The organism is Streptomyces sp. NPDC048269, from assembly GCF_040652395.1.
Classification (GTDB): Bacteria; Actinomycetota; Actinomycetes; order Streptomycetales; family Streptomycetaceae; genus Streptomyces.
This window is the reverse complement of sequence record NZ_JBEZLW010000094.1, coordinates 1-7,602: the sequence shown is the minus strand read 5'-3', so window position 1 is coordinate 7,602 and position 7,602 is coordinate 1. Positions and strand designations below refer to the sequence as shown.

2 protein-coding genes, 2 pseudogenes and 1 CRISPR repeat array are annotated in these 7,602 nt (G+C 64.5%); of the genes and pseudogenes, 1 reads left to right on the top strand and 3 read right to left on the bottom strand.

Going from position 1 to position 7,602, the window contains the following annotated elements; translation table 11 throughout:
• Window positions 1–69 precede the first annotated feature (69 nt).
• Entirely contained in the window at window positions 70–4,599 is a 4,530-nt protein-coding gene (locus AB0D48_RS36840; RefSeq protein ID WP_362407535.1) for a polymorphic toxin-type HINT domain-containing protein, read from the top strand.
• Window positions 4,600–5,106: 507 nt separating this feature from the next.
• Here the strand turns inward: AB0D48_RS36840 and AB0D48_RS36835 are convergent.
• From AB0D48_RS36835 to cas1e, 3 genes and pseudogenes are all read right to left on the bottom strand, one after another.
• Window positions 5,107–5,954: pseudogene (locus AB0D48_RS36835) on the bottom strand (site-specific integrase); the annotation flags it as partial.
• A gap of 377 nt (window positions 5,955–6,331) precedes the next feature.
• Window positions 6,332–6,543: a CRISPR direct-repeat array (repeat unit 29 nt; unit sequence CGGACCACCCCCGCGTCGGCGGGGAGCAC).
• Between the two features lie 18 nt (window positions 6,544–6,561).
• Window positions 6,562–6,885 carry a type I-E CRISPR-associated endoribonuclease Cas2e gene (gene cas2e, locus AB0D48_RS36830; protein WP_362407532.1) on the bottom strand — a complete coding sequence of 108 codons (324 nt, stop codon included), beginning with the start codon at window positions 6,883–6,885 and terminating at the stop codon, window positions 6,562–6,564.
• A gap of 1 nt (window position 6,886) precedes the next feature.
• Window positions 6,887–7,507 (bottom strand): annotated as a pseudogene (gene cas1e / locus AB0D48_RS36825) (type I-E CRISPR-associated endonuclease Cas1e); the annotation flags it as partial.
• Window positions 7,508–7,602 lie beyond the last annotated feature (95 nt).

Sequence of the window (7,602 nt, the reverse complement as noted above, 5' to 3'; positions counted from 1 at the left end):
GCTATCTCACCCCACTCGAGACACGGCAGCGGCACGAACAAGACCACACCCTCGCAGCGTAAGAAACGAGTGTCCACGTATGCGGGGGAACTTCACAACAGTGTCCGCACCACCGCCGGTGACTGCGCCCACAAGGCCACCGGCCAGCTGATCTCGCAAACCCGTAGCTCCTACGACGCGCTCAACGCGTTCGGTGCCGCCCCCAGCAAGGGGCTCGTGTACCAGGTCGACACCAATGACTCGGCCGGCAGCGGCTGGATCACCACCGCGCGCTCCGAGTACGACGCACTCGGCCGCGCCACCAAGGTTCTCGACGCGGCCGGGAACCCCCTCACCACGGCGTACAGCCCTGCCACGGGTCCGGCGTTCTCCGTGACCAGCACCAACGCCCTGGGGCACACGTCCACGACCAGGAGCGACCCGGGCCGCGGCGTACCGCTGGAGGACACCGACGCCAACGGCCGGAAGGTCACCACGGCCTATGACGGTCTGGGCCGAGTCACGGCAGTCTGGACGCCCTCGCAGAAACCGGGCACCGACAAGGCCGCCCACACCTTCAGCTACCAGATCGTGGAACACGAGCCGCCGGTCGTCACCAGCGCGACCCTGGAGGACGACGGCACATATACGCAGACGATCGCGATCTACGACGGGCTGCTGCGCCCCCGTCAGGGACAGAGCGAAGCCCTGGGCGGCGGCCGACTGATCACCGACACCCTCTACAACGCCAACGGCACCGTCCGCCAGACCAACAACAACTACCTCGCCGACGGCAAGCCGGACACGAACATCTTCGTCCCCGAGACGCAGACCACCGTCCTCAACTCCACACAGACCGCATACGACAGCCTCAACCGCCCAGTCCGCACCACGACCTTCCACGGAACCGACGCCAAGGACTCCACCACCGCCCAGTACGGCGGCGACTGGACCCTCTCCCGTACCGGAATGTCGGCCGACGGCCAGACAGCCCTCAAGGGCAGCAGCGCGGTCAAGACCTTCACCGACGCCCTCGGCCGCACCAGCGCGATCGAGCACTACACAGCGACCGATCTCACCACCTCGAATCGCACCACATACGAGTACGACTTCCGCAACAAGCTGTCCAAGGTCACCGACGCGGCCAACAACAGCTGGGCCTACACCTACGACGCCCGCGGCCGGATGACCGGCTCCGACGACCCCGACATGGGCAAGTCAACCTTCACCTACGACAACCTCGACCAGCAGGTCTCCTCCACAAACGCCTCCGGCCAGGTCCAGTACACGAAGTACGACGCACTCGGCCGCAAGACCGAGCTGCGGGACGACAACGCAACAACCGGACCCAAGGTCGCCACCTGGACCTACGACACCCTCCTCGGCGCCAAGGGCCTGCCCGTCGCCTCCACCCGCTGGGTGGGCAACGACGCCTTTACCAGCGAGGTCACCGGCTACGACACCGAGTACCGGCCCACCGGATCGAAGATCACGATCCCGAGCACCACGGCCACCACAGGGCTGGCCGGCACCTACGCCTACAACACCACTTACACGCCCACCGGCAAGGTCCAGTCGACGACCCTCCCGGCAACCGCCGGCGGCCTCGCAGCCGAGAAGCTGATCACCCGGTACAACGCCGACGGCATGCCCCAGACCATGTCCGGCCACGCCTGGTACACCGCTGAGACGGTCTACAGCCCCTACGGCGAAGTCCTGCGCACCGCCTCCGGCAGCGCCCCGAACCGTGTGTGGACGACGAACACGATCGACCCGAACACCGGCCGGATCGCCGAAACCCAAAGCCACCGCGAGACCGCCCCGAACCTCCTCTCCAAGACCTCCTACACCTACGACACCGTCGGCAACCCCACCTCCATCACCGAGACCCGGCCCGACACCCGGCCCGGCTCCACGCCGCAGTCCCCGCTCCTCGTCGACCGCCAGTGCTTCACCTACGACGCCATGGGCCGGCTCACCAAAGCCTGGACCGGCAAGACGGACGCCTGCACCCAGCCCACCGACCTCGACCCCACACAGGCAACACCGGGACCCGACGGGGACGGCTACTGGCAGGAATACCAGTTCGACGCGATCGGCAACCGCACCCAGCTCCTCGACAAGGACCCCACAAACGGATCCATACGCGAGAAGACCACCTACACCTACGGCCTGGACATCGGCGGCGGAGTCAAAAAGCCTCACGCTCTTGCCTCTGCATCGAAGACCACGACCAAGCCGGGCTCCACGGTCACTTCCCTGAACACCTACGCCTACGACGCGACCGGCAACACCAAGACCCGGCGCATCGGCGGTGACACCCAGGACCTGACCTGGGACCCGCGCAACAAACTCACCTCAGCCACCAGCCCCGGCATCGGCGCCGTCGCCGTCACCGGCCTCGCCGGCAAATGCCTCGACGTCGAAACCGGCGCAAACCCCGACGACGCCGCAGTCCAGCTGCTGTCCTGCAACGAGTCCAAGCCCCAGCAGTGGCGCATCACCGGTAACACCGTCCAGGCCCTCGGAAAGTGCCTCACCGCCATCGGCGGCGAAGCCCGCCTGAAGCCCTGCGACGGCACCCCCCAGCAGAAGTTCACCTACCGGACCACCGACAAGGCTCTCTACAACCAGCCGGACCCCGCCAACCCGGCCACCGGAAAATGCGTCACCGTCCCCAACGACAACGCCGCAGAGGGCAACGACCTCGACATCTACGACTGCCACGGCACCCCCGCTCAGCAGTGGAATTTCAGCAACACCACCACCTACCTCTACGACTCATCCGGCAACCGCCTCATCGAGGAAACCGGCAGCTCCCGCACCCTCTACCTCGGCGAAGCCGAAATCACCGTCAACAAGGCCGGCCAGGCCATGGACGCCGTCCGCTACTACAGCAGCCCCGGCGCCCCCACCACCGTCCGCCGCACCAACGGCAAAACCACAGGCCACAGCCTGTCAGTCCTGCTCACCGACCACCACAACACCGCCACCACCACCGTCGAACAGACCACAAACCAGCCCACCACCAGGCGCAAGTCCGACCCCTACGGCAACCCCCGCGGCACCCAGCCCACCAACTGGCCCGGCAGCCGCACCTTCCTCGGCACCGGAAACGACGACAACACCACCAGCCTCACCCACATCGGCGCCCGCGAATACGAACCCACCACCGGCCGCTTCATCTCCGTCGACCCCGTCCTCGACATCACCGACCCGCTCCAGATGAACGGGTACACCTACTCCAACGGCAACCCAATCACCCTGTCAGACCCCACAGGCCTGTGGCGCGAAGACGGCAACGGCCACTGGTACCAGGGCACAACCCCACCCTCAGAAACCGCGCCCTCGGGCGGCCCCCCGACAAATAACACCGCCCCCAAGGGCAACGGAGGAAACACCAACAACAAGAGCAAGAACAAGGACTGCGGCTGGTCCGTGAAGTGCCACTACAACAAGACAGTCAAGAGCACCAAAAAATTCTGGGACGAGAACAAGGTAGCAATCGTCTCGTTCACCGTGGAATTCGCAGCAGGAGCGGCCTGCGCGGGAACTGCTCTCGTGACTGGTGCCGCTACGGGAGGCGCGGGATTTGCGATAGGGGCTGCCTGCGCAGGAATCGCTGCATCTGCCGGCGCAGCCGCGGCAAACTGGATGGACAAGGACGCCGACCACAGCACCACAGGCATCCTCAAAGCCGAAGGCAACGCCTTTATATGGGGCGCCGCCACAGCAGTCGCAACAACCGCGGCACTCAGCGTGATCGGCAGAGCGGCCAGCGCACTCCTCACCAAGCTAAAGTTCAAGCCGTCGGCAACCTCGGCACCATCGTGTAATAGCTTCGTTCCTGGAACGGACGTCCTGCTTGCAGATGGCACAAGCAAGCCCATTGAGGACCTGGTCACTGGCGACGAGGTACTCGCCACCGACCCCGAGACCGGCGAATCCGGCACCAAGACAGTAACCGCAACCATCTACACCGAGGGCGACAAAAAGTACGCAGACGTCAGCGTCCAAACGGACGACGGCGTGAAGACCATCACGACCACGGACCACCACCCGTTCTGGTCCGAATCAGACCAGACCTGGAAGAACGCCGGAGACCTAAAGCCCGGTACGACACTTCGTACCGACGAAGGGTCACCAGTACCCGTCATCCGGATTCGCGTCTACCAGGCGACCCATGAGACCTACAACCTCACCGTCACCGACTTCCACACGTACTATGTGCTGGCGGGGGCTGCGCCGGTCCTTGTCCACAACTGCGGTGGCGGAACTACTGTCTATCGAGGTGTTCCGGAAGGCCATCCGGGATTTGACGCTGCAGTTGACGGATCAGTTGTTCCTCGCGGAGGCACGGCTTCAGCAGAAGCGCACCAGCTTGGTAATACGGAAAGCCCTTACACGAGTTGGTCTACGAGTGAAGCTACGGCTCGCCGTGCGGCCACCCGCGGAGAAACTGGAGTGGGTGTCGTTCTCGACAGTAGAATTCCGTCCGGACGCCCACACGTCCACGTCAATGATGAGCCGTGGGCGGATCCGGATCTGAGGGGTGAGTTCGAAGTTCTGATTGAAGGACCGATGCAAGGCAACCCGTATCCGGTTTGGAGACCGCGATGACTGTGCAGTCGATCGCTAGGCGAAGCGTAGCCCAGCTCATTGAGCAGGCTGACGTGGGTGTTCCTGCGCAAGTCGTCGAGCGGTTGACGCAGGCCCTCTTCAGCAACCCGGATGTCGATGTCGAGGTCACCTTTCCCCGATCACGCGAGCTACTGGAAATCTATCGACACAGGTTTGAATCGCTGCCGGAATTTCGGGAATCGAGAGTTGGATGGGATTCCCTATTTTGGGCCCTCAGTCGTACCGAAGGGCGAGTTGGCCTTCTTTCGATAATCTGTGATTCGTGGCGCGTGATCGCCATTCTGGATGAGTCCGCAGAATCCGTCCTGGCGTGTCTAATTAGAGATCCAAACCAAGGGGCGAAGCCAGACGAAGAGAAGACGTCGCGTTCTTGATGGCGTTACTCTGGTCCGCCATAGTTGGCGTGTAGGAATACCGCAACGGCCCCGTCGGATTTGATTCCGGCGGGGCCACTGGGGTTTCTGACGGCAGTAGTTGACGGCAACGTCAGTGGACGTGGGGTGCGCGATGCGGCAGGTTGTCGCCGGCGTCAGGCTGGTTGGCAGTCTCGGCAGAGTCGTAGAGAGTGCGGCCGAGGAGGTCGATGGCGTCGCGCTGGAGGCGGAGTCGGACGTGGGGGTAGACGGTGGCGGTGGCGCCGATGTGGGCGTGGCCGAGGAGTTCTTTGATCACGACAAGTTCGACGCCTTGCTCAGGAGCAGGGTGGCGGTGGCGTGTCGTAGGTCATGGAAGCGGATGCGTCGGAGACCTGCCTGAGTAAGGGGGCTTCGGAAGCTGCGATTGAGGTTCGCAGGATCGACCGGCCCTCCTGCCGGCGTGTTGAAGACGAGGCCGTTTTCCCTTCACCCTTCCGCTGCCGCCTCATGTTCTCGTTCCTGTGCTTCACGGTGTTCCTTCAACGAGTGGATGCACTCGCCGGGGAGGGCGATACGGCGTTCGGATGCCCGGGGCTTGCTGGGTAGGGCGGTGAGCCCGCCCGTCTGGGTGTACTGGAGTGTGCGGCGGATGCTAGCAGTGCCCTTGTCGAGGTCGAGGTCTTCCCACTGGAGTCTGAGGACTTCGCCCTTGCGGAGTCCGGTGCGGAGGGCTAGTTCGTACAGCGCGTGCAGGCGGTCGTTGCGAGCGGCAGCAAGGATCTGGCGGGCTTCGTCGGCCGTGAGTGGTTCGAAGCGGCGCGGGCGCGGTGTACCCGTGCGGACGTTACGGGCGACACTGCGCGTGATCTCCTCCTCGCGCACTGCGTGCTCCAGGGCCGACTTGAGTACGGAGTGGATGTACGCCAGCGTCAGCGGGGAGAGCCGCTTGGAGCAAAATGCTCCGGCGGCGCAGCAACGGGCTGATCACGGGCGGCAGGGCAGAGAGCGTGATCGCGGGCAGGCTGCGCAGCATCAGGTTCTTGATCACTGGGGGGTGTAGCGCGGCTCGCATGGTCTGCGACAGGGCATGAATTGCCAACTCACCCCTGCGGGCGCCCGGATTCACCGCGGAAACGATCACTCATGTCGGCCGGGTACCTGTCGGCCAGGCCGTCACCGAGGGGTCCGGCTTCGATGCCCGCAGCCGCGGAAGCATCGAGTATCGGCCTGCCGCAGCGCACCCGCACCGGGCCATCCGGCTCCCCTTACCCGCCTTGCGCATGTGCCCCGCTCGCTCCACACCATCCGGTGTCGATGCCTGGGCTCGGCTGAGAGGCATCAAAGTTAGGGTGAGGCGGACCACCCCCGCGTCGGCGGGGAGCACGTGGTGTCGTCGTCCTCGAGTGCCGTGAACGACGGACCACCCCCGCGTCGGCGGGGAGCACGGCGCCGTGCAGGTCGGTCTCGACTGGAAGGACGGACCACCCCCGCGTCGGCGGGGAGCACCTGTGCAGTGGCAGTCGCCATCCTGCAGCCTCCGGACCACCCCCGCGTCGGCGGGGAGCACTTTCTGACATGCGTCGTTCTAGGTGCTTTGCGTCTTCTTTGCCCGTGTGGGTTGTATTGCTCCTGTCATCTTGATCAAGGTTAGACCGTCGAAGTCGACCGGAATGCGCCGTCGGGTGCCGGCAGTTCGCAGTGCGTACCCCTGTTCAGTGGAGGCCGGGTGGATGAAGACTGCTTGTCCGTCTTCAACGACGGCCGTGACCTGTGTCCATAGCTCGTCCCGCACTCTTGCTGAGACGCTGCCTACGAAGATTCCTGGAACCACCTCCGTGGTCCATCGGCTGAGGGCGCCACGGAGGTGGTCAGGTACAGCAGTGGTGGCGAGGACAACCATGGAGGGCATGTCAGCCGTGCGCCTCTCGCGCGTAGTTGACGCCTGCCGGCAGGACTCCCGCTTTGGGATCCCACAGATGCACGATGTCGACACTGTGGCGGTCTGTCCGTGCCTGCTCGGTGTCGGTGTCGAGGCCGGGGTTGAGTAGGGCTTGTACGTCCCGGACAATCCGGGGCAGTAGTTGAATGAGGCGAAGGTTTTCGCGGAGCTTGCGGCGGGCGTCCTGCTCTGGGTTGGCCGAGTCGTTGAGGGCGAAGGCCAGAGGCAGGGTCACTTCGGCTTTGTACAGGTCGGCGATGTCGTAGACGAAGGCGTGTTGCTTGCCGGCGTGGACGAAGCCAAGTGCGGGTGAGCAGCCCAGGGCGATGAGTGCTGCGTGCACGATGCCGTAGAGGCAGGTGTTTGCTGCGGAGAGAGCCAGGTTGACGGGGTCCTGTTCATGCCACTGGTCGGGGTGGTAGTTGCGGCGGAATCTGCCGATGCCGTGTTGCTGGGCCAGCAGGCGGTACAAGGCTTTCATGCGTTGCCCCTCCATGCCGCGGAGGACGTCCAGGGTGGCGCCGACGGGGACGTCGTCGTCGAAACGCATTCCGTACATGCTTACGGCCACGGCGAGGCGGCGTTCGGTGTCTGAAGTTCCCCCGCATACGTGGACACTCGTTTCTTACGCTGCGAGGGTGTGGTCTTGTTCGTGCCGCTGCCGTGTCTCGAGTGGGGTGAGATAGC

Excerpts from the sequence above, each read along its gene's own strand:
- cas2e (WP_362407532.1), bottom strand. The coding sequence starts at position 6,885 with ATGCCCTCCATGGTTGTCCTCGCCACCACTGCTGTACCTGACCACCTC.